Source organism: Xylophilus sp., from assembly GCA_009914555.1.
In the GTDB taxonomy this organism is placed as follows: domain Bacteria; phylum Pseudomonadota; class Gammaproteobacteria; order Burkholderiales; family Burkholderiaceae_C; genus WNDY01.
In genome coordinates, this window is the sequence record WNDY01000020.1 from 24,817 (window position 1) to 44,687 (window position 19,871).

Genomic DNA, 19,871 nt, shown 5'->3' on the forward strand with positions numbered 1-19,871 from the left:
CTTTGCGGAAGGTTCAGCCGCCCGTCACGGGCGCGATGATTTCGACGCGGTCGCCGTCGTGCAGCGTATGCACGGCATGGCGGGTGCGCGGCACGAAGGTGGTATTGACCGCGACGGCGAACGGCGGCCTGGCCGCGATGCGCGCGATGGCGTCGGCGACGGTGGCGCCGTCCGGCAGGTCGTGCGGTGCCTGGTTGATGACAACGTTCATGGGCGGTCTCTCAAGCTTCTTCGATGCGCAGCTGCCATGCCTGGGCATGCGGCGTGGCGCCGGTGGCGATGACGTCGAGCGTGGCGTCCAGCAGCGCCGGCGAGATCATGAAGCCGTGGCGGTAGAGGCCGTTGACCTGCAGCCGCCGCGGGCCGATGCGCCGGATGGCCGGCAGGTTGTCCGGCAGCGTGGGGCGGGCCTGGGTTGCGATCTCGACGATGCGCGCTTCGGCGAAGCCGCTGTGCACCGCATAGGCGGCGCTCAGCAGTTCGAGCGTGGAGCGCACGGACGGCGGCGACAGGTCGTCGGACTCGATCTCGGTCGCGCCGATGACGAACAGGTGGTCTTCCTTCGGCGCGATGTAGATCGGGTAGCGCGGATGCACCAGCCGCGTGGGCCGCTGCAGCGTGACCTCGGGTGCATGCACGCGGGCGACCTCGCCACGGACGCCGCGCAGGTCCTTCCATGCGCCCCGTGCGCCCAGGCCGCGGCAATCGATCAGCCAGCCCGGTGCATCGGCGGCGAAATCCTCCGGCGTGCGCGGGCTGTTCCAGTGCAGCGCCACGCCCAGCCGCCGCAGCGTGACGAGCAGGGCGGACAGCAGCTGCCGGTTGTCGAGCTGGCCTTCGTCCGGCAGATACACCCCACGGTTGAATCGGCCAGCGAGTGCAGGCTCTGCGTTGGCAAGGCATACCCCGTCAAGCGCCTTCAATGCCGGTAGCCCGGGAATGCGCTGCTGGTTGTGCTCCAGCTGCCGCTGCAGGCGCGCCGCCTCGGCCGCGTCCTGCCGGTGCCAGACGATCAGCGTGCCGTTGCGCTGGAAGAAGACCGGCGCGTCGAGCTGCGCCAGCAGCTGCGGCCAGCGTTCCAGCGCGTAGCGGCCCATGCGCACGACGCCCGGCTCGGTGATGGCCGATTCGGCCAGCGGCGCGAGCATGGCTGCGGCCACGCGGGCGGCGGCGCCGTCGGCGTCGGGTCCGCCGGCGTCATGCACGGTGACCTGGTGGCCGTCGCGCGCCAGCGCCAGCGCCAGCAGCCGGCCCATGAGGCCGGCGCCGAGGAGGGTGAAGGAGGTGGGTGGGATGCTGCTGCTCATCTTTTTCTGATCGGCTCAGGACGACGCCATGCATCGCCCATAATTTTCACCATGACGAATTCCCACGCGCAGGCCGGCGCGCAGCGCTATGTGCGGCTGCTGTCCATCGCCGGCTCCGACAGCGGCGGCGGCGCCGGCATCCAGGCCGACCTCAAGACCTTCGCCGCGCTCGGCGGCTACGGCATGACGGCCATCACCGCGATCACCGCGCAGAACACGCTGGGCGTGCACGGCATCCACGGCATCCCGCCCGAGACGGTGCGCGCGCAGATCGACGCGGTGGCCGGGGACATCGGCGTCGACGCGGTCAAGATCGGCATGCTGGCGAGCCCCGGGATCGTGCGCGTGGTGGCCGAGGCCATCGACCGCCACGGCCTGTCCAACGTGGTGCTCGACCCGGTCATGGTCGCCACCAGCGGCGACCGGCTGATCGCCGAGGAGACGGTGGCCGTGCTGGTGCGCGAGCTGTTCCCGCGCGTGGCGCTGGTCACGCCGAACCTCGACGAGGCCGCGCTGCTGCTGGACCGCGCCATTCCCGACGCGCAGGCGCTCGATGCGGCGGCCGACGGCCTGCTCGCGCTCGGCGCACGCGCGGTGCTGGTCAAGGGCGGACACCTGCCGGGCGATGAGGTGACCGACGTGCTCGCGCAGGCCGGCGGCGCGCGCCTGCGGCTGGCGTCCCCGCGGATCGCCAGCGAGAACGTGCACGGCACCGGCTGCACGCTGTCGTCGGCCATCGCTGCGCATCTGGGCGGGGGTATGGGCCTGGAGCCGGCGGTACAAGCCGGCCGTGGTTACATACTTCGCGCCATCGCAGCGGGGGCCGACGTGCTGACGGGCCGGGGCCATGGTCCGCTCAACCATGGGCACGCGCCGCTGCCACAGCGGAAAGTGGCGGCGGGCTAGGCGCTCGGCGCGTCGCCCGCGCCAGCACGAAAGTCACCGCCAGGGTCGGCAATGCCGCGCCCCAGCCCGGCGCCCAGCGCGCCAGTGCGTGGTAGAGCGCGATGCCGCCGATCCACAGCGCGGCAGCGCGCCAGTCGGTGCGGCGTTCGGCCGAGGGCGCCGCGGCCGCGCCGGCGCCGAGCCGTCCGAGGATCACGCCATAGAGCGGCACGAAGACCGAACTCAGCAGCAGGAACGGCTCCAGGCTGTGCATCGGCAGCGCCAGCGCGAGTCCGGTGCACAGCACCGCCAGCAGCAGACCCCAGCGTCGGACGCTCCAGCGCGGCAGCAGGCTGTGGGCCGAGACCGAGCCCGAATACACATCGCCGTAGGCATTGTCGAGTTCGTCGATGAGGATCAGCCCCAGCGCCACCAGCCCGCCCTGGGCCAGCAGCAGGGCCGCGACCAGCTCGGTGCCGGGCGCCGACACGCTGGCCACCAGCACCCCCAGGCCGTAGCACCAGACGTTGGCGACCAGGTAGCCGAGCCAGGTGCCGCCGAAGGCGCCACGGGCCGACCTGCCATGCCGCGCATAGTCGGCCACCAGCGGCAGCCACGACACCGGCATGGCGACCACCAGGTCGATGGCCGAGAGCATGCCCATGCTGCCGTCGCCGCCGTGCCGCCAGAACGCGCCCCCATCCTGCTGCGCCAGCACCTGGGCGAACTGCCAGCTCAGCCAGGCCAGCGACACCACGACCAGCGGCAGCCCGAAGCGTCCGACGAAGCGGCGCACCAGCCCGAGCATCGAGCCACCGAGCAGTGCCACCAGCACCGCGCCCCAGAGCAGCGTGGCGGCCACCGTCGCGCCGCCGAGGCCGAAGGCCCGCTGCGCGATGGCCGCCGTACCGTCGCGCATGACGACGATCTCGAACGTGGTCCAGCCGACGAGCTGCACGATGTTGAGCACCACCGGCAGCCGGGCGAACGCGCTGCCGTAGGCAGCGTGCATCAGGCCCGCGCTGGAGAGGCCGCTGGTGCAGGCGATGCGCGCGGTCCAGCCCAGCAGCGCCGCGCCCAGGGCCGAGCCGGCCAGGATGGCAGCGGCCGCTTCGCGCGTTCCCACGGCCGGCACCAGGTAGGCGCCGACCTGCATCACCAGCAGGCCCACGCCCAGGCTGAACCAGAGCGCGGCATGCGTGTTCCAGCCGAAGACGCGCTGCTCGGCCGGCACCGGCGCGAGCGCCGCGTTGGCGGGGGAGGTGGATGTTGGCATGTCGGCTCCGTCTTTGCAGGCGCAAGCAGGAGGAGCGAACGACGGGGGCCGGGACGGCATGCGGCGGCATGCGGTGGAGAACGCGCCCGGTCCGGGCCTGCTTCCCTGCGCGAGGATTAACTCTTCAGGTTCAAAGGGTGTGATCTCAGCCGGGCCCGCAAGCAGGCCCGGCACCCCCAGCACGACCGCACCTGGGGCGCGGACCGGCCTATTGTACCGGCGTGGTCCCGCATGCCCCGCTGTGCTGCGTCAACCCATGTGTCGGCAGGTGCCCACAGGTGAATCATCGGAGTCCGACACCGGGGGCAGGGCCGTTTGGCTTGAAATCGCAGGCGACGCCACCGAGATTCCAAGTCCATGCGTGCCGCCCCGACCCGCTGCGAGCCTGTTTGCACCGCCCCGTTGCGGCCAGGGACCGCCGCCGCGCCGCGGCATCCGCAGGGACGGCGATCCCCGCGCCATGTCGTGCGGTACGGCGTCTGGTGCGCGATGGCCGCGGCCGCGCCGGCCTGCTGGGCCGACGGCGGCTGGGGCGAGACGGTGGCGCTGGCAGTCCAGGCGGCACCGCAGACGCAGCAGGCGACCCGCATCCAATGGGAGCGCGCCGCGCTGTCGGAGCAGGCCCCGCGCCGGCCTGCCGAAGGCTCGCAGGCCATGCGCGACGCGGCTGCCTCGGGCAGCCTGGCCTCCACGCGCATCGAACTCTCCGGCTGGACGGCCGATGCACGGCAGCACGGCGTCGGCGTGGCGATGGGCGTGACCTCGCCCGCGGCCGGGGCGGATGCCGCGACGCTGCACTACCGCCGCGTCGAACCCGCGCTGGACCTGGGCTTGCGCTGGCGCTCGGCGCCGGCGAGCGGCCATCGCATCGACATCGCCGCTTGGCGGCGCCTCCATCCGGAGCCCGATGCGTACACACTGGTCCACACGCGCGGCAGCGCGTTCGGCGACAGCGGTGCCACCACCTATTCGGCCCGGGTCGAGACGCAGTTCTCGCGCGCCCGCGGCCGCGGCATCGCGCCGGAACTCGGCGCCGTGGGCTTCCAGATGAACAGCGGGGCCAAGCTGGTGCTGCGCAGCAAGCGCGGCGGCCCGATGGTGTACTACCGCTCGACCTTCTGACCGCCCTGGCCGAGCAGCGCGTGCAGACGCGTCGAAGTGGTCGTGTACTGCAGCGGCGCGCGGCGTTCGGGAAACAGCCGGTCGGCGATGGCAAAGGCCGCGAGCGTGGCTTCGTGAAAGCCGCAGAGGATCAGCTTGCGCTTGCCCGGGTAGGTGTTGATGTCGCCCACGGCGAACACGCCGGGCATGGCGGTGGCGAAAGTGGCGGTGTCCACCGGCAGCTGCTTGCGTTCCAGCGCCAAGCCCCAGCCGGCGATCGGCCCGAGCCGCGGCGAAAGGCCGAGCGCCACGACCAGCACGTCGGCCGGGAGCCGGCGTTCGCCGCCGTCGGGTCCGGCGATGCGAAGCGCCGCCAGCCGGCCATCCCGTGATTCGGGGGCGGTGATCTGGCCCGCGACGACGGCCACGCGGCCCGCGTCGCGCAGTGCCTGGAAGACCGCGGCGGCGGCCGGCTCGGCCTGGAAGACGTCGCGGCGGAACACCACGGTCACCGCGGCGGGGCGGCGATCGGCCGTGGCTTCGGCCAGCGCGATCGCGTGGCCCAGGGCGATGTCGTCGCCGCCGTAGATCACGACCTGCCGGCCCGCCAGGGCGGCCGGGTCGTCACTGCGGTAGAGCAGCTGCGTTCCGGTGAAGGCGTCCAGCCCCTCGACCTTGAGCTGCCGCGGCACGAAGGCGCCGACGCCGGCGGCCACGACCACGTTGCGCGCCAGCAGGCGCGTGCCGCGCGTGGTTTCGAGCAGGAAGCGGCCGTCCGGCTGCGGCGTGAAGCCGGCCACTTCCTGGCCCAGATGGCAGGTCGGCGCGAACGGTGCGGCCTGGGCCTGCAGGCGCCGGGCCAGCTCGCGGCCGGTGCAGGCCGCGATGCCGGGGATGTCGTAGATGGGCTTGTCGGGATAGAGCTCGGCGCACTGGCCGCCCACATGGGGCAGGGCGTCGACCACATGCGCGTGGACTTCGTGCAGGCCGAGCTGGAACACCTGGAACAGCCCGACCGGGCCGGCGCCGATGATGGCCGCGTCGGTCTCGATGGGCTGGGCGGTGCCGGTCACGCGCAGGGGAGGATCAGCGGATCAGGTCGGCGATCTTGCCGGGCTTGCCGTTCCATTCGTCGGCGTCGGGCAGCGAGGCCTTGCGCTTGGTGATGCTCTTCCAGCCGGCAGCCGACAGCTCGGCGTTGATCTTGATGAACGCGATCTGGTCGGCCGGCACGTCTTCCTCGGCATAGATGGCGTTGGCCGGGCATTCGGGGATGCAGACCGCACAGTCGATGCACTCGTCCGGATCGATGATGAGGAAGTTCGGGCCTTCGCGGAAGCAGTCCACGGGGCAGACATCCACACAATCGGTGTATTTGCACTTGATGCAGTTCTCGGTGACGACGTGAGTCATGAGGGAAGCGGCTTGATCGGGGGAGAACCCGCTATTTTAGAGCGTGCCCCCCACAGGGTTTTGCAGATGGGCCGGATTCAGGCGACGAGCACGGCGCCGGCCGTGCGGTGGCTGGCGGTGTCCACGAGGATCAGCGAGCCCAGCGTGCGGGCCTGGGCGAACGGCAGCACGGCCAGCGGCTCCTGGAAGGCCAGTTCCACATGGCCGATGGCATTGGCCGGCAGTTCGGCTGCAGGCTCTTGGGCCAGCGTGTTGATGTCCACGCGGTGCAGCACGCGCTTGACGCGGGCCTTGACCCAGCGGTGCCCATGCAGTGCCCAGTATGTGCGGCCAGCCAGCAGCTGTGCGTCGTCCAGCCATGCTACTGTCGCCAGTATTCCTCGCTGCGGCGCGATGGCGCCGGGCGCCCGCAGCCAGTCGCCGCGCGACACGTCGAGTTCGCGGTCCAGCACGATGCCGGCGCTGTGGCCGGCTTCGACCGTGCCTGGGCGGCGCACGGTGTCCAGCACCTGGGCCACGGTGGCCGTCCTGCCGCCCGGGAACACGGTGATCTCCTGGCCCGGCGCGACCGTACCCGCGGCCACACGGCCCCAGAACACGCGGCGGCCCTGCGAGGTGTCGCTGGAGGACGAGGCCGGGTGCGGCGCCGGGCCGCGCCCAAGCGCACCCGCGGCCCCCTCGGGGGGCAGCGCAGTACGCGAAGCGACAAGCGTGGGGGCGGCAGGTTTCTCGACCCATTGCACCGGGAAGGCGAAGGGCTGGGCCATGTCGGCCGGCGTGGCCGGCAGCTGTTCGAGCAGCTGCAGCAGACCGGGTCCTTCGTAGCCGGCCCAGCCCGGCTTGGCGTCGACCACGTTCCAGCCCTTCAGCGCCGAGACGGGCACGGTGGCGCGCACGGTGATGCCGGCGGCTGCGGCGAACGCCTCCAGCGCGCCGGCGATGTGGGTAAAGGCGAGTGCCGCGTCTTCTACCGCGTCGAGCTTGTTGACCGCGAACACCAGCGAGGGCACGCGCAGCAGGTGCACCAGCAGCGCATGGCGGCGGGTCTGGGCCAGCAGCGCGAGGCCGGGGTTTTTCCAGTCGAGCTTGGTCGCATCGACCAGCACCACGGCGGCGTCGGCACCCGAGGCGGCGGTGACCATGTTGCGGGTGTACTGCTCGTGGCCCGGCGCGTCGCCGATAATGAACTTGCGCGTCTCGGTGGCGAAGTAGCGGTAGGCCACGTCGATGGTGATGCCCTGCTCGCGCTCGGCGGAGAGGCCGTCGGTCAGCAATGCGAGGTCGGTCTCGCCGGAGCGCTGCACGCCGGCCAGGTGGTCCTGCAGCACGGCGCGGCTGTCCACGAGCAGGCGGCCGATCAGCGTGCTCTTGCCGTCGTCGACGCTGCCGCAGGTGATGAAGCGCAGCGCGGCCGCGTGGTCCTCATGCGCCGGCGCGGCGGATACGGGAGAGGTGAGGGTGCTGCTGCTCATCAGAAATAACCGTCCTTCTTGCGCTTTTCCATCGAAGCGTCGGATGTCTTGTCGTCCATGCGGGTGGCGCCGCGCTCGCTGACCTCGGCCGCGAGCGTCTCGACCACGATGTCGGCCGCGCTGGCGGCCGTGCTCGGCACCGGGCAGGTGCAGGTGATGTCGCCCACGGTGCGGAAGCGCACGTCGCGCGTGACGACCGTTTCGCCCTCGCGCGGCGGCGTCAGCGGCGTGACCGGCACCAGCAGGCCGCGCCGCTCCACCACCTCGCGGCGGTGGGTGTAGTAGATCGAGGGAAGGGCGATGGCCTCGCGGTCGATGTACTGCCAGACGTCGATCTCGGTCCAGTTGCTGATCGGGAACACGCGGAAGTGCTCGCCGGGCGCAAGCCGCGTGTTGAACAGCGTCCAGAGTTCAGGCCGCTGGTCCTTGGGCTGCCACTGGCCGAAGCTGTCGCGGTGGCTGAAGATGCGCTCCTTGGCGCGGGCCTTCTCCTCGTCGCGGCGGGCGCCGCCGACCAGCGCGTCGAAGCGGAACTCCTCGATCGCTTCGAGCAGCGTGACCGACTGGTGCACGTTGCGCGATTCGTCGGGGCGCGCGAGGCGCACCGTGCCGCGGCGGATGGAGTCCTCGACGTTGCGCACGATCAGTTCGGCGCCGAGTTCCTGCGCGCGCCGGTCGCGAAAGCCGGTCACCTCGGGAAAGTTGTGGCCGGTGTCGATCATCAACAGCGGATACGGCGGGCGGCCCGTGCCGAACGCCTTCTCGGCGAGCTTGAGCAGCACCAGGGAGTCCTTGCCGCCCGAGAAAAGCACGGCCGGGCGCTCGAAGGCCGCGGCCACCTCGCGCAGGATGAAGATGCCTTCCTCTTCGAGGGCGTCGAGGTGGGCGTTGCTGAGCTGGTGCAGTTCGGGCGGAGTGTCGATGCGGGCGTTCATCGGGGCGGGTATGGAGGCGTTGCGGAGTGGGGGCCATCAGTGCGCGAGGTGCAGGCCGCATTCGCGGTTGTCCTCGGCCTTGGTCGGGTCCACGTAGTCGAAGTTGTTGGGCAGGCCGTGGGCCTTGCCGTAGTCGTGCAGGTCCTTGGACGACCAGTGCAGCAGCGGCGCGACCTTGATCAGGCCGTCGGGGTTGAGGCTGACCGGCTCCATCTGCGCGCGCACCGCCGTGTCGCTGGCGCGCAGCGCGGTGAACCAGACGCGGGGCGCCGTCTCGCGCAGGGCGCGGGCGAAAGGCTCCAGCTTCACCTCCTCGGTGAAGGCGGCGTGGCGCGGGTCGTCGATGGCGGGCGTCGGGCCGTCCACCGCCTCGCGGTGCGCGCGAGTGCGGCGCGGCACATAGATCTTCAGGTTGAGCTTCAGCAGCTTCGTGACTTCGTCGGCGAAGCGGTAGGTGGCCTCGGTGTTGTAGCCGTTGTCCATCCAGACCACCGGCACGTCGGGCCGGGCGCGCGTGACCAGATGCAGGATCACGGCCTCGAACGGGCGGAAGTTGGTCGTCACGATGGCCGGCTGGCCCAGGCCGATGGCCCAGTCCACGAGGCCCTGGGCATTGCGGCCGAGGTCGGCGTTGATCCTGGCGAGGTCGATGGTCATGGGGTCAGGCCGCGGCCTTGAAATGCGGCTGGTGCGCCACGTCGCCCTGGTAGAAGCCGGGGAAGCGGTCGAACTGGCGCTGCGCGTCGGCGGCGTCGACGCCTTCCTTCAACACGGCCGAGCTGAAGCCGGTGCGCGCCATCTGCACGAGCTGGTCGATCAGCACGTCGCCGGTGGCGCGGATATCGCCGGCGAAGCGGCGGCGGCGGCGCAGCAGGTAGGCCTGGCTGTAGGCCCGGCCGTCGGTGAAGTTCGGGAAATGCAGGTCGATGCGTTCGACGCCTTCGAGCGGCAGCGCGAGCGGATCGGCGTCGTTGGCCAGCGCGACGACGCGGGCGTCGCCTTCGGCCGGCGGGGTGTGGTCGTGGGATGCGAGGAGCTTCATGTCTGTCGTGGTGCGTGCGCAAGCTCAGGCCGGCTCGGCCACCTTGATGCGCGCGGCGTTGGCCGCGGCCTTGAATGGGTCGAGCCCGACGCGGCGCAGCGTGCGGATGAAGGTTTCGCCCGATTCACGCTGGTCGCGGTAGGTGGTGAGCACCGCCTCGATCACGTCGGGCACCTCGGCCGCCGAGAACGACGGGCCGATCACCTTGCCGGCCACCGCGTCGCCCGAGAGCGTGGAGCCGTCGGAGCCGCCGAGCGTGACCTGGTACCACTCCTTGCCGTCCTTGTCGACGCCGAGGATGCCGATGTGGCCGCTGTGGTGGTGGCCGCAGGAGTTGATGCAGCCGCTGATGTGCAGACCGATGTCGCCGATGTCGTCGAGTTCGTCCAGGTCCTGGTAGCGCTCGGTGATGGCGGCTGCGATCGGCAGCGAGCGGGCGTTGGCCAGCGCGCAGAGGTCGCCGCCGGGGCAGGCGATCATGTCGGTCAGCAGGTGTACGTTGGCACTGGCCAGGCCCAGGTCGCGGGCGGCCTGCCACAGGTCGAACAGCTCTTCGGCATGCACCCAGGGCAGCACCACGTTCTGGTCGTGGGTCACGCGGGCCTCGCCGGCCGAGAAGCGGTCCACCAGTTCGGCCAGCGCGTCGAGCTGGTCGGCCGAGGCGTCGCCGGGCGCCTGGCCCACGCGCTTGAACGACAGCGTGACCGCGCGCAGCGCCGGGTTCTTGTGCTCGGCCACATTGCGCTGCAGCCAGCGGGCGAACGCGGGATTCGACTCGACCTGGCGCTGCAGCGCGGCGTTGGCCTGCTCGGCATCGCGCGGCGGGCGGGCGGCCAGCGCCGGCGGCACGAACGAGGCGGCCACGCGGTCGAACTCGGCCTGCGGAATGGTGTGCGGGCCGCCGTCGATCTCGACGATCTGGCGGAACTCCTCCTCGACCTCGTCGAAGTAGCGCTGGCCCTCGGCTTTCACCAGGATCTTGATGCGGGCCTTGTACTTGTTGTCGCGGCGGCCGAAGCGGTTGTAGACGCGCACCACCGCTTCGAGGTAGTTCATGATCTGGTTCCAGGGCAGTAACTCGCGGATCACGGTGCCGATGACCGGCGTGCGGCCCATGCCGCCGCCGACCAGCACGTGGTAGCCGATCTCGCCGGCGTCGTTCTTCACCAGGTGCAGGCCCACGTCGTGCCAGCCGGTGGCGGCGCGGTCCTCGGCGGCGCCGGAGACGGCGATCTTGAACTTGCGCGGCAGGAAGGCGAACTCCGGATGCAGCGTGGTCCACTGGCGCAGAATCTCGGCATAGGGGCGCGGATCGACGATCTCGTCGACGGCGATGCCGGCGCGCTCGTCGGTCGTGGTGTTGCGGATGCAGTTGCCGCTGGTCTGGATGCCGTGCATGCCGACCGAGGCCAGCAGGTCCATCACGTCGGCCGACTTCGACAGCGGGATCCAGTTGAACTGCACGTTGGTGCGCGTGGTGAAGTGCGCATAGTGCGAAGGCAGGTAGGTCGTGCCCAGCGCGCCCTGCGTGGCCAGGGCGTTTCGGTAGACCTCGGCCTCGGGCTCGTCGTATTCGCGGGCGATGCGGGCCAGCACGCGGATCTGGGCGCTGGAGATCTCGCCGTAGGGCACGGCCACGCGCAGCATGGGCGCGTAGCGCTGCACGTACCAGCCGTTTTGCAGGCGCAGCGGCCGGAATTCGTCCTCGGTGATCTTGCCGGCCTGCCAGCGTTCGAGCTGGTCGCGGTACTGCGCCGCGCGCTGGCGAACGAACTGGCGGTCGAATTCGGTGTATTGGTACATCGTGTCTTTGCTTGTCTGTGCGGACGGCCCGCACCAGCCGCCCGGCGAAACGTGACTGTAGAAGCGGGCCTTAGATGCGCAAACTATTTATTTTTCCGCGCTTTATGCGGATAAGCTTATGCGCCAATGTTCATGCGGCTTCCGGGGTGGTTGGAAGCTTATTCTGGATAAAGGGAAAAACCCGCCGCCGACGCCGGGAACAGGGATCCGGCGGGGCGATAGCGTAGCAGCTTCGCCGGATCAGGCGTGGCGGTGCAGGTCCAGCGCCTGGGCCAGGGCGGCCGGCAGCGGCAGCGGCTCGCCGTGCCAGCGGGCCGCCAGCAGCTCGGCGCAGAGATGGGCGAAGGTCAGTCCGCGCGACCCCAGGGCCGTCAGCGCCCAGAGGCTGCCCGACCCATCGACCGGGCCGACCAGTGGCCGCCGGTCGCGCGAGGTGCAGCGCACGCCGGCCCAGCCACAGGCCTTGCCGGCGGCGAAGGCCGGCGCCAACGCCTCGGCCGCCGCGGGGTGGAGCCTGGCCAGCCTGTCGAGGCTGGCCGGCAGGTCGGCAGGGCGCACGTCGCTGCCGGTATCGCCGCGCTCGAAGCTGGCGCCCGCCACCCAGCGTGTTCCGGCACCGCCGTCGGACGCGACGGGATGGATGAAGTGCCCTTCGCCATTGAATACGCCCTCGGGCAGCGGCGGCGCATCGGCCGTCCAGCCCCAGGCGAGCTGGCCGCGCACGGCGCGCAGATCCAGGCCGGGCGTCAGGTCGCGGCTGGCCACGCCGGCGGCCAGGACGACGCGGTCGGCCGTCTCCAGCGCGCCGCCGGCATCGTCCAGCAGCCGCCAGCCTGTGCCGGCCGAAGCCAGCCGGGCCACGCGGACCCGGGTGCGTACGGTGACGCCGGGCTGCGCCAGCCAGGCGGCGACCAGGCGCTCCGGGCGCACCCAGCCAGCGACAGTATGGAAAAAGGCAGGAGTATGGGTTCCCAGGCGCGCTTCTTGCGAGCGCTCTGGGGTAGTAGTCCAGGTGGTATTCCTTCCGCCGGCGCTCCAGCCCGCCGGCAGGCGCAGCGTGTCCGCCGTGCGGCGCTCGATCACGCCGCGGCGGTCGTCCCACTCCTGTCCGGGGATGGCACGGGCTTGCAGCTCCGTATGCAGCATCGCCACGCCGGCACGGCTCAGGCGCGACAGCGGCGCGTCGTCGGGCGAGGTGTGGGGTGCGAACACGGCGGCCGGCGCGCCCGAGGCGCCCCGGGCCGGGCCGTCGGCGGCATCCAGCACGGTGACGCGCCAGCCGCGCCGCGCCAGGCTGGCCGCGCAGGCGGCACCGGCCAGGCCGGCGCCGACCACCACGCAGCGGCCCGGCGCGGCGACCGGCGGCAGCGCCGGCGTGCTGCGCCGCGGCTCCCAGTGCGGATCGAAGGTGCCGCGCAGCGCGTCGCGCTTGGGCGGTGCGCCGGGCGCGCGCTCCAGCACGAAGCCCTGCTGCGCCAGCGCGTCGCGCACGGCGCGGGCATAGGTCCAGGTGCCCAGGCGGGTGCCGCGGCGCGCGAAGCGGGCGACGGCCTGCATCACCGCGGGCGACCACATCTCCGGGTTCAGCCGCGGGCTAAAGCCGTCCAGGTAGACGCTGTCGGCCTCGAAGCGCTGGCTGCGCAGCATCGGCAGGACCTCGCCGATGGCGATCGTCAGCAGCACGCGGCCATCGGCGAAGGCCAGGCGGTGCGTGCCCGGCAGCAGCCCGCGCCATTGCGCCGCCAGCTGTTCGGCCAGCGGCAGCAGCCGGGGCTGGGCCGCGGCGGCGCGCAGCAGGTCGGCCGCGGCGACGGGGTAGGCCTCGACCGAGAAGAAGTGCAGCAGCCCGGGGCGCCCTGGATCGTCCTGCCAGGCGGCCCAGGTGGCCAGGAAATTCAGGCCCAGGCCGAAGCCGGTTTCGAGGATGCTCCACTGGCGCTGGCCGGCCCAGGCGGCCGGCAGGCCGCAGCCGCCGAGGAAGACGTGCCGGGCCTGGACGAGCGCGCCGGCGCAGGAATGGTAGATGTCGCCGAAGCGCTCGCTGCGCGGGGCGCCGTCGGCGTCCCAGGCGACCGGCTCATGGCCGGGCGCCACGTTCTCAGGCGCTCGGCGGAACGTAGCCCGCGGCCGCGTCGGCGCCGGTGCCGAAGAAGTGGTTCTCCATCTGGCGGGCCAGGTACTGGCGGGCGCGCTGGTCGGCCAGGTTCAGCCGGTTCTCGTTGACCAGCATCGTCTGCTGCTTGAGCCAGGCGGCCCAGGCCTCCTTGCTGACGTTTTCCCAGATGCGCTTGCCCAGCTCGCCGGGGTAGGGCGGGAAGTCCAGGCCCTCGGCAACCCGTCCGAGCTTGATGCAATTCACCGTGCGTGCCATGTGCGTGTCCGTGCTTTCTTTGTCGCCAAAGACGAAATTATGAATAACAAACTGACTTCTTATTTGTTTCTGTTTTCAAGGCGGGCTTTGAGAATCCAGTCGCTCGTCGAATTTCCACAACCACCCGAGAACCATGAAGCTCCGCCGCAACTTTATCAAAGCTCCCCTGTTCGCCGCCCTGGCCGCCTCCTTCGCCCTGGCGCTGCCGGTGCAGGCGCAGCAGGTCAACCTGCTGAACGTGTCCTACGACCCGACGCGCGAGCTCTATGTGGAATACAACGCGGCCTTCGCCAAGTACTGGAAGGGCAAGACCGGCCAGGACGTGACGATCAAGCAGTCGCACGGCGGCTCCAGCAAGCAGGCCCGCTCGGTGCTCGACGGCCTGGATGCCGACGTGGTCACCCTGGGCCTGGCGCCCGACGTCGACGCCCTGGTCAAGGCCGGCCTGGTGCATGCCGACTGGCAGAAGCGCCTGCCGCACAACTCGGCGCCCTACACCTCCACCATCATCTTCCTGGTGAAGAAGGGCAATCCCAAGGGCGTGAAGGACTGGGACGATCTGATCAAACCCGGCGTTGCCGTGATCACCCCCAATCCCAAGACCTCGGCCGGCGCCCGCTGGAACTACCTGGCCGCCTGGGACTACGGCAAGCGCAAGTACGGCGGCGATGCCGGCGCCAAGGACTACGTCGCCAAGCTGTTCGCCAACGTGCCGGTGCTCGACACGGGCGCCCGCGGCTCCACCATCACCTTCGCCCAGCGCGGCGTGGGCGACGTGCTGGTGGCCTGGGAGAACGAGGCCTTCCTCGTGCTCAAGGAGTTCGGCGCCGAGAAGTTCGACATCGTCGTGCCCTCGACCAGCATCCTGGCCGAGCCCACCGTGGCCGTGGTCGACAAGAACGCCGACAAGAAGGGCACCCGCAAGGTGGCCAAGGAATACCTGAAGTACCTGTACTCCGACGAAGGCCAGGAGATCGCCGCCAAGAACTACTACCGCCCGACCGGCGAGAAGGCCAAGGCCAAGTACGACAAGCAGTTCCCCAAGCTGACGCTGGCCACCATCGACAAGGACTTCGGCGGCTGGCCCAAGGCCGACAAGGAGCATTTCTCCGACGGCGGCACCTTCGACCAGATCTACGCCAAGAAGTAACCGGCGCACAGCCATTGCGCCAGCCACGGGAGCCCCAACGGTCATGACGGTCTTGCTCATCGCAGGCGGTCCCTCGCAGCGGTCGCGCTCCGGCGCGCTGCTCGATGCCGTGGGGCAGCGCGTCGGCGCACGGGGCGGTCGCGTCGGGCGCATCGACGTCGCGGCGCTGCCGCCCCAGGCGCTGGTGGAGGGCGACGCCGCCCACCGCAGTCTGGCTTTGGCGATCGATCAGGTCGCCGCCGCGCAGGCGGTGGTGCTGGCGACGCCGGTGCAGCGCGCCTCGTATGGCGGGCTGCTCAAGCTTTTCATCGACCTGCTGCCGCAGGCCGCGTTCCGCGGCAAGACGGTGCTGCCGCTGGGCACGGCCGGCACCGCGGCGCAGGCGCAGGGCCTGGACGAGGCCTTCCGGCCGGTGCTGCTGTCGCTCGGCACCGAGAAGCTGCTGCCCGGCATCTATGCGGCCGACGCCGAAGTCGCGCTGACGCCCGAGGGTGCCCACCTGATCGGCCCGCGCGTGGCGCAGCGGCTGGACCATGCCGCCGGCCAGCTGGCCGGCTGGGCCGCGGCGGGCGAGGCCATCGTCGTGCAGCCGTCCCCCTCGTTTGCGCCGGCCGCATCCATGCGGCACGCCCCGGCGGGGTGTCACGCCTGACACGGGGCTCGCCCGGCGCCGGCCGGGCCGGCTGCGCAGGCAGCCAGACCGCACACAGCAAGAAACAGGGAAGGACAAGAACACCATGAGCACGAACGACAAACAAGCGTCCGCGACCGGCGCGCGCCGCCGCACCGTGGTGGCCGCCGGCGTCGCAGCCGCGGCCGTCGCCGCCTTCGGGGGCGCTTGGTATTGGAAGACCCGCACGCCGGCGCTGCCGCCGCGCCAGCTACGCATCGGCCACCAGAAGGGCTTCCTCTCGCTGCTCAAGGGCCGCGGCACCCTCGAAGCGCTGCTGGCCCCGCTCAACGTGGCGGTGACCTGGACCGAGTTCACCGCCGGCCCGGTGCAGCTCGAGGCGCTCAACGTCGGCTCGATCGACTTCGGCGACGTGGGCGAGGCCCCGCCGATCTTCGCCCAGGCCGCCGGCGCGCCGCTGGCCTACGTGGCCGCGACCGTGCCGCGCCCGGCCTCCGAGGCGGTGCTGGTGCCCAAGGGCTCGGCGATCCAGTCGGTGGCCGACCTCAAGGGCAGAAAAGTGGCCTTCAACAAGGGCAGCAACGTCCACTACTTCCTGGTCAAGCTGCTGGAGAAGAACGGCCTGGCCTACGGCGATGTCGAGGCCGTGTTCCTGCCGCCGGCCGATGCGCGCGCGGCCTTCGAGAAGGGCTCGATCGACGCCTGGGTGATCTGGGACCCGTTCCTCGCCGCGGCCGAGAAGACGCTCGACGCCCGCATCCTGGCCGATGCGAAGGATGTGGTGAACAACCGCGCCTACTACTTCTCGTCGCTCGACTACGTCGCCAGGAACCAGGACGTGATCGACTTGGTGGTGGCCGAGGTCGGCAAGCTTGATGCCTGGGCCAAGGACAACCGCGACGCCCTGGCCGGCGAGCTGTCCACGCTGTTCGGCATTCCCAAGCCGGTGATCGACCTGTCGGTCGCGCGCTCCGACTACGGCACCGGCCCGATCACCAAGGCCATCCTGGCCGAGCAGCAGCACATCGCCGACGCATTCTTCGAACTCAAGCTGCTGCCCAAGCAGATCAACGTGCTCGACGCCGCAGGCGCCAGCGTGGCCTGACCGCCGCAACGAGCGAGCCAACCGCAGGAGACCGCTGTAGTGACCATCCGTGTACCGCAGAACCCCGCGGCCGAACGCATCGTCCGCACCACCGCCGAAGCCTGGGGCATCGACCTCCAGGCCGCGCGCCGCACGCCGCTGCGCGCCCCGTCGCTGCTGCTGCCCAGCCGCCGCCGCCGCACGCGCGCGCTGCTGCTGCGCCCGGCCGGGCCCTCGCGCGGCTTTCCGTTCCTGGCCTTCGCGGTCTAGTCCGGCACGCCGCATGGGCATCCATTCGATCAACCATGTGCAGTTGGCGTTCCCGGCCGGCGAAGAGGCCGAGGTGCGCCGCTTCTACGGCACCCTGGTCGGCCTGACCGAGCTGAACTATTCCAGCGGCGGCGCGCTGCACTTCGTGGCCGGCAGCCAGCGCATCGACCTGGTGCCCTCGGCCCAGTGGCAGCCGCCGCCGGCCGCGTCGGTGCTGGCCTTCGAGGTGCAGAACCTGCCGCGGCTGCGCAGCCAGATGATCGCCGCCAACCTGCCGATCGAGGAGCGCCAGCCGCTGCCGGGCTACCTGCGCTTTCGCGTGCTGGATCCGGCCGGCAACCTCATCGAATTCATCGAACCCGATCCGTCCCAGTCCACCGTATGAGCCGCGTCTCCGTCCAGGAAGTCCCCGTCACCCCGCTGCCGCAGGAAGGCTCCGAGCCCTCGCGCTGGGCCGCCGGCGCGGCCGCGTTCGGCCGCGGTGTGCTGGCGCGGCTGGTGCCTTGGATCGTGCCGCTGCTGCTCATCGTGGTCTGGCAGGTCGCCTCGTCGCGCGGCTGGCTCTCCACCCGCGTGCTGCCGGCGCCGGTCGACGTGGTCAAGGCCGCGTGGACGCTGACTGCCTCCGGCGAGCTGTGGACCCATGTGAAGGTCAGCGCCGGCCGTGCGCTGCTCGGCCTGCTGGTCGGCGGCGGTCTGGGCCTGGTGCTGGGCCTGCTGACCGGCTCGATCCGCTTCTTCGAGACGCTGCTGGATTCCAGCATCCAGATGGTGCGCAACATCCCGGCACTGGCGCTGATCCCGCTGGTGATCCTGTGGTTCGGCATCGACGAGATGGCCAAGCTGTTCCTCATCGCCGTCTCGGTCTTCTTCCCCATCTACCTCAACACCTTCCACGGCATCCGCAACGTGGACCAGGGCCTCATCGAGATGGGCCGCACCTACGGCCTGTCGCAGTGGCAGCTCTACCGCGAGGTGATCCTGCCGGGCGCGCTGTCGTCCATCCTTGTCGGCCTGCGCTTCTCGCTCGGCCTGATGTGGGTGATCCTGATCGTGGCCGAGACCATCTCGGCGCAGTCCGGCATCGGCTACCTGACGATGAACGCACGCGAGTTCCTCCAGACCGACGTGGTGCTCGTGGGCATCCTGCTCTACGCGCTGCTCGGCAAGCTGGCCGACGTGTTCGCGCGTGCGCTGGAGCACTTCTGGCTGCGCTGGCATCCGGGCTACCAGAACAAGCGCTGATCCGGCCGGCCTGCCGGGCCCGGCCTCGCATCCCCTCCGAGACATCCCATGACCGATCCTTCGAACCTCGCCTTCCCCAGCCGCCGCACCGCACTGGCCGCGCTGGCCGCGCTCTCGGGCGGCGCCGCCTTCGCCCAGGGCAGCGGCGCGCAACCAGCCGTATTGCGCATCGGCTACCAGAAATCGTCCACGCTGACCGTGGTGCTCAAGACCCGCGGCACGCTGGAGCAGCTGCTCGCGCCGCAGGGCGTGAAGGTGGGCTGGCACGAGTTCACCAGCGGCCTGCCGCTGCTGGAGGCGCTCAACCTCGGCAACATTGACTTCAGCGCCGACGTGGCCGACACCGTGCCTGTCTTCGCCCAGGCCGCCGGCGCCGAGCTGACCTTCGTCGCGCTCGAAACCCCGTCGCCCACCGCGCAGGCCATCGTCGTGCGGCAGGATTCGCCGATCCGCACGCTGTCCGACCTCAAGGGCCGCAAGGTCGGCTTCGCCCAGGCCGCCGGCGCGCACTACCTGCTGATCGCCGCGCTCGACAAGGCCGGCTTGACCTTCAAGGACATCGAGCCGGCCTACCTCACGCCGGACGACGGCCGCGCCGCCTTCGAGAAGGGCGCGATCGACGCCTGGGTGATCTGGGACCCGTTCCTCTCGGCCGCGCAGCGCCAGTCCAACGTGCGCGTGGTGGCCGACGGCACCGGCCTGGCCGCGTACACCCGCTACTACCTGGCCAGCACCCGCTATGCGCAGGCACAGCCGGCCGTGCTGCGCACCGTCTTCGCCGAGCTGCGCAAGGCCGGCCAGTGGGTCAAGCAGAGCCCGAAGGACGCCGCCGCGCTGCTGGCACCGGTCTGGGGGCTGGACGCCGCGACCGCCGAGCAGGCCAACGCCCGCCGCAGCTACGACGTGCGCCCGGTGGTGGCCGCCAGCCTCGGCGAGCAGCAGAAGATCGCCGATGCCTTCCTGGCCGAGAAGCTGCTGCCGCGCCGCGTCGATACGCAGAAGGTTGCGCTGTTCGAGCCGGGAGCCGCCTGACATGTCCACCGTGCTCGAACGTCCCGGAACGTCCACGACCGCCCGCAGCGGCGTGGGCGTCGCCATCCGCCACCTGTCCAAGCGCTACGGCAGCCGCGATGTGCTGCGCGACACCGACCTCGTGATCGAGCCGGGCCAGTTCGTCGCCATCGTCGGGCGCAGCGGCTGCGGCAAGAGTACGCTGCTGCGGCTCGTGGCCGGGCTGGAGGAGGCATCCTCCGGGGAGTTGGTCGTCGGAGCGAGCCCGGTCCATGGGCTGCACGGGGATACCCGCATCATGTTCCAGGACGCGCGGCTGCTGCCGTGGCGCCGCGTGATCGACAACGTCGCCCTCGGCCTGCCCGCCTCGCAGCGCGACGCCGCTGCGCGCGTACTGAGGCAGGTGGGCCTGGGCGACCGGCAGGGCGACTGGCCGGCGCAGCTCTCTGGCGGCCAGCGCCAGCGCGTCTCGCTGGCCCGCGCGCTGGTGCACGAGCCGCGCCTGCTGCTGCTCGACGAGCCGCTGGGCGCGCTCGATGCGCTCACCCGCATCGAGATGCACCGTCTCATCGAGGGTCTCTGGCAGAAGAACGGCTTCACCGCGCTGCTCGTCACCCACGACGTGCAGGAGGCCGTGGCCCTGGCCGACCGCGTGATCCTGATCGAGGAAGGCCACATCGCGCTCGACCAGGCCATCAACCTGCCGCGCCCGCGCTCGCAGGGCGACGCCGCTTTCGCCGCGCTGGAGAAGCGCATCCTCGACCGGGTGCTCCAGCAGCCGGGCCAGGAGCCGGCCGACGCCGTCTGGCCGTCCACGCCGGCGCATGCGCTGCGCTGGGCCGTCTGACCTTCCGTCCACCACCCCTGCCGCCAAC

At 71.1% G+C, this 19,871-nt stretch carries 22 protein-coding genes; 10 read left to right on the forward strand and 12 right to left on the reverse strand.

Annotated elements, in window-relative coordinates; genetic code table 11:
• Positions 1-13: 13 nt before the first annotated feature.
• Positions 14-211 carry a sulfur carrier protein ThiS gene (gene thiS, locus GAK38_RS10950; protein WP_325344021.1) on the reverse strand — a complete coding sequence of 66 codons (198 nt, stop codon included), beginning with the start codon at positions 209-211 and terminating at the stop codon, positions 14-16.
• Positions 212-221: 10 nt separating this feature from the next.
• Positions 222-1,307: an FAD-dependent oxidoreductase gene (locus GAK38_RS10955; protein ID WP_325344023.1), complete on the reverse strand. Its 1,086-nt coding sequence runs from the start codon at positions 1,305-1,307 to the stop codon at positions 222-224.
• Positions 1,308-1,358: 51 nt separating this feature from the next.
• Between GAK38_RS10955 and thiD the strand changes: the two genes are divergently transcribed.
• Positions 1,359-2,213: a bifunctional hydroxymethylpyrimidine kinase/phosphomethylpyrimidine kinase gene (thiD, locus tag GAK38_RS10960; protein WP_325344025.1), complete on the forward strand. Its 855-nt coding sequence runs from the start codon at positions 1,359-1,361 to the stop codon at positions 2,211-2,213.
• Here the strand turns inward: thiD and GAK38_RS10965 are convergent.
• Complete coding sequence (locus GAK38_RS10965; protein WP_325344027.1) at positions 2,164-3,468, reverse strand: purine-cytosine permease family protein; 1,305 nt, start codon at positions 3,466-3,468, stop codon at positions 2,164-2,166. The two genes, thiD and GAK38_RS10965, sit on opposite strands and share 50 nt — an antisense overlap.
• A gap of 465 nt (positions 3,469-3,933) precedes the next feature.
• Between GAK38_RS10965 and GAK38_RS10970 the strand changes: the two genes are divergently transcribed.
• Entirely contained in the window at positions 3,934-4,590 is a 657-nt protein-coding gene (locus GAK38_RS10970; RefSeq protein ID WP_325344029.1) for a hypothetical protein, read from the forward strand.
• Here GAK38_RS10970 and GAK38_RS10975 read toward each other — a convergent pair.
• The 9 genes from GAK38_RS10975 to GAK38_RS11015 all read right to left on the reverse strand — a co-directional run bounded on the left by GAK38_RS10975 (position 4,572) and on the right by GAK38_RS11015 (position 13,605).
• Entirely contained in the window at positions 4,572-5,648 is a 1,077-nt protein-coding gene (locus GAK38_RS10975; protein WP_443089197.1) for an NAD(P)/FAD-dependent oxidoreductase, read from the reverse strand. The genes GAK38_RS10970 and GAK38_RS10975 overlap by 19 nt on opposite strands.
• 7 nt (positions 5,649-5,655) lie before the next feature.
• The gene (fdxA, locus tag GAK38_RS10980) at positions 5,656-5,982 is read right to left on the reverse strand and encodes a ferredoxin FdxA (protein WP_325344033.1); all 327 of its coding nucleotides are present in this window, start codon (positions 5,980-5,982) and stop codon (positions 5,656-5,658) included.
• Between the two features lie 77 nt (positions 5,983-6,059).
• Positions 6,060-7,454: a sulfate adenylyltransferase subunit 1 gene (locus tag GAK38_RS10985; protein ID WP_325344035.1), complete on the reverse strand. Its 1,395-nt coding sequence runs from the start codon at positions 7,452-7,454 to the stop codon at positions 6,060-6,062.
• On the reverse strand, positions 7,454-8,389 hold the full coding sequence (gene cysD, locus GAK38_RS10990) for a sulfate adenylyltransferase subunit CysD (RefSeq protein WP_325344037.1): 936 nt from the start codon (positions 8,387-8,389) through the stop codon (positions 7,454-7,456). Before cysD ends, GAK38_RS10985 begins: the two co-directional genes overlap by 1 nt.
• 36 nt (positions 8,390-8,425) lie before the next feature.
• Entirely contained in the window at positions 8,426-9,046 is a 621-nt protein-coding gene (locus GAK38_RS10995) for a phosphoadenosine phosphosulfate reductase domain-containing protein (RefSeq protein WP_325344039.1), read from the reverse strand.
• 4 nt (positions 9,047-9,050) lie between these two features.
• On the reverse strand, positions 9,051-9,431 hold the full coding sequence (locus GAK38_RS11000; RefSeq protein ID WP_325344041.1) for a DUF934 domain-containing protein: 381 nt from the start codon (positions 9,429-9,431) through the stop codon (positions 9,051-9,053).
• Between the two features lie 24 nt (positions 9,432-9,455).
• Positions 9,456-11,234 (reverse strand): nitrite/sulfite reductase, encoded by a 1,779-nt coding sequence (locus GAK38_RS11005; RefSeq protein WP_325344043.1) that lies wholly within the window; start codon positions 11,232-11,234, stop codon positions 9,456-9,458.
• Between the two features lie 240 nt (positions 11,235-11,474).
• Positions 11,475-13,328 carry an FAD-dependent 5-carboxymethylaminomethyl-2-thiouridine(34) oxidoreductase MnmC gene (gene mnmC, locus GAK38_RS11010; protein WP_325344045.1) on the reverse strand — a complete coding sequence of 618 codons (1,854 nt, stop codon included), beginning with the start codon at positions 13,326-13,328 and terminating at the stop codon, positions 11,475-11,477.
• A gap of 4 nt (positions 13,329-13,332) precedes the next feature.
• A complete protein-coding gene (locus GAK38_RS11015) occupies positions 13,333-13,605 on the reverse strand; it encodes an oxidative damage protection protein (RefSeq protein ID WP_325344047.1) in 273 nt (90 codons plus the stop codon).
• Positions 13,606-13,738: 133 nt separating this feature from the next.
• Here GAK38_RS11015 and GAK38_RS11020 point away from each other — a divergent pair, with 133 nt between their 5' ends.
• The 8 genes from GAK38_RS11020 to GAK38_RS11055 all read left to right on the forward strand — a co-directional run bounded on the left by GAK38_RS11020 (position 13,739) and on the right by GAK38_RS11055 (position 19,843).
• A complete protein-coding gene (locus GAK38_RS11020; protein ID WP_325344049.1) occupies positions 13,739-14,755 on the forward strand; it encodes a sulfate ABC transporter substrate-binding protein in 1,017 nt (338 codons plus the stop codon).
• Between the two features lie 43 nt (positions 14,756-14,798).
• The gene (locus GAK38_RS11025; protein WP_325344051.1) at positions 14,799-15,407 is read left to right on the forward strand and encodes an NAD(P)H-dependent oxidoreductase; all 609 of its coding nucleotides are present in this window, start codon (positions 14,799-14,801) and stop codon (positions 15,405-15,407) included.
• Between the two features lie 85 nt (positions 15,408-15,492).
• Positions 15,493-16,491, forward strand: coding sequence for a sulfonate ABC transporter substrate-binding protein (locus GAK38_RS11030; RefSeq protein WP_325344053.1), 999 nt, complete (start codon positions 15,493-15,495; stop codon positions 16,489-16,491).
• 39 nt (positions 16,492-16,530) lie between these two features.
• Positions 16,531-16,740, forward strand: a complete 210-nt coding sequence (locus GAK38_RS11035; protein WP_325344055.1) for a hypothetical protein — start codon at positions 16,531-16,533, stop codon at positions 16,738-16,740.
• Between the two features lie 13 nt (positions 16,741-16,753).
• Positions 16,754-17,125 (forward strand): VOC family protein, encoded by a 372-nt coding sequence (locus GAK38_RS11040; RefSeq protein WP_325344057.1) that lies wholly within the window; start codon positions 16,754-16,756, stop codon positions 17,123-17,125.
• Positions 17,122-17,985 carry an aliphatic sulfonate ABC transporter permease SsuC gene (gene ssuC / locus GAK38_RS11045; RefSeq protein ID WP_325344059.1) on the forward strand — a complete coding sequence of 288 codons (864 nt, stop codon included), beginning with the start codon at positions 17,122-17,124 and terminating at the stop codon, positions 17,983-17,985. Before GAK38_RS11040 ends, ssuC begins: the two co-directional genes overlap by 4 nt.
• A gap of 48 nt (positions 17,986-18,033) precedes the next feature.
• Entirely contained in the window at positions 18,034-19,017 is a 984-nt protein-coding gene (locus GAK38_RS11050) for an aliphatic sulfonate ABC transporter substrate-binding protein (RefSeq protein WP_325344061.1), read from the forward strand.
• Between the two features lies 1 nt (position 19,018).
• The gene (locus GAK38_RS11055) at positions 19,019-19,843 is read left to right on the forward strand and encodes an ATP-binding cassette domain-containing protein (RefSeq protein ID WP_325344063.1); all 825 of its coding nucleotides are present in this window, start codon (positions 19,019-19,021) and stop codon (positions 19,841-19,843) included.
• The last annotated feature ends 28 nt before the right edge of the window (positions 19,844-19,871 follow it).

What these genes read in the sequence shown, in the direction of transcription:
- thiD (WP_325344025.1), top strand. Translation starts at nt 1,359, where the DNA reads ATGACGAATTCCCACGCGCAGGCCGGCGCGCAGCGCTATGTGCGGCTG.
- GAK38_RS11005 (WP_325344043.1), bottom strand. Translation starts at nt 11,234, where the DNA reads ATGTACCAATACACCGAATTCGACCGCCAGTTCGTTCGCCAGCGCGCG.
- fdxA (WP_325344033.1), bottom strand. Translation starts at nt 5,982, where the DNA reads ATGACTCACGTCGTCACCGAGAACTGCATCAAGTGCAAATACACCGAT.
- ssuC (WP_325344059.1), top strand. Translation starts at nt 17,122, where the DNA reads ATGAGCCGCGTCTCCGTCCAGGAAGTCCCCGTCACCCCGCTGCCGCAG.
- GAK38_RS10955 (WP_325344023.1), bottom strand. Translation starts at nt 1,307, where the DNA reads ATGAGCAGCAGCATCCCACCCACCTCCTTCACCCTCCTCGGCGCCGGC.
- GAK38_RS11030 (WP_325344053.1), top strand. Translation starts at nt 15,493, where the DNA reads ATGAGCACGAACGACAAACAAGCGTCCGCGACCGGCGCGCGCCGCCGC.
- thiS (WP_325344021.1), bottom strand. Translation starts at nt 211, where the DNA reads ATGAACGTTGTCATCAACCAGGCACCGCACGACCTGCCGGACGGCGCC.
- GAK38_RS10995 (WP_325344039.1), bottom strand. Translation starts at nt 9,046, where the DNA reads ATGACCATCGACCTCGCCAGGATCAACGCCGACCTCGGCCGCAATGCC.
- GAK38_RS11040 (WP_325344057.1), top strand. Translation starts at nt 16,754, where the DNA reads ATGGGCATCCATTCGATCAACCATGTGCAGTTGGCGTTCCCGGCCGGC.
- GAK38_RS11050 (WP_325344061.1), top strand. Translation starts at nt 18,034, where the DNA reads ATGACCGATCCTTCGAACCTCGCCTTCCCCAGCCGCCGCACCGCACTG.
- cysD (WP_325344037.1), bottom strand. Translation starts at nt 8,389, where the DNA reads ATGAACGCCCGCATCGACACTCCGCCCGAACTGCACCAGCTCAGCAAC.
- GAK38_RS11055 (WP_325344063.1), top strand. Translation starts at nt 19,019, where the DNA reads ATGTCCACCGTGCTCGAACGTCCCGGAACGTCCACGACCGCCCGCAGC.
- GAK38_RS11000 (WP_325344041.1), bottom strand. Translation starts at nt 9,431, where the DNA reads ATGAAGCTCCTCGCATCCCACGACCACACCCCGCCGGCCGAAGGCGAC.
- GAK38_RS11020 (WP_325344049.1), top strand. Translation starts at nt 13,739, where the DNA reads ATGAAGCTCCGCCGCAACTTTATCAAAGCTCCCCTGTTCGCCGCCCTG.
- GAK38_RS11025 (WP_325344051.1), top strand. Translation starts at nt 14,799, where the DNA reads ATGACGGTCTTGCTCATCGCAGGCGGTCCCTCGCAGCGGTCGCGCTCC.
- GAK38_RS10965 (WP_325344027.1), bottom strand. Translation starts at nt 3,468, where the DNA reads ATGCCAACATCCACCTCCCCCGCCAACGCGGCGCTCGCGCCGGTGCCG.
- GAK38_RS11015 (WP_325344047.1), bottom strand. Translation starts at nt 13,605, where the DNA reads ATGGCACGCACGGTGAATTGCATCAAGCTCGGACGGGTTGCCGAGGGC.
- GAK38_RS10985 (WP_325344035.1), bottom strand. Translation starts at nt 7,454, where the DNA reads ATGAGCAGCAGCACCCTCACCTCTCCCGTATCCGCCGCGCCGGCGCAT.